Below are 358 nucleotides of genomic sequence, written 5' to 3' on the forward strand. Positions count from 1 at the left end.
TTCGCCAGCGGGTGCTGGAGGTGCTGGAGCTGGTTGAACTCAATGATTATGCGCGCCGTTATCCGCACCAGTTGTCAGGCGGGCAGTGTCAGCGCGTGGCACTGGCTCGTTCGCTGGTGACGCGTCCGCGTCTGCTGCTGCTGGATGAACCGCTGTCGGCGCTGGATGCGCGTATTCGCCGCCATCTGCGCGATCAAATCCGGCGCATCCAGCGCGAGCTGAATCTCACCACCCTGTTCGTCACCCACGATCAGGAGGAGGCGCTGACGCTATCCGATCGTATCGTGCTGATGAACCGGGGCAAAATCGTGCAGAATGGCGATGCCGAAGCGCTCTATACCCAACCGGTCGATCTCTT

At 61.2% G+C, this 358-nt stretch carries 1 protein-coding gene; it reads left to right on the top strand.

The window, feature by feature from the left end; translation table 11 throughout:
* Nucleotides 1-358 (top strand): ABC transporter ATP-binding protein (locus tag SB756_RS28575; protein WP_410912873.1); only part of this gene is annotated, 358 nt, incomplete at both ends.

It is taken from the genome of Pseudomonas sp. SIMBA_068, assembly GCF_046534705.1.
Lineage (GTDB): Bacteria > Pseudomonadota > Gammaproteobacteria > Pseudomonadales > Pseudomonadaceae > Aquipseudomonas > Aquipseudomonas putida.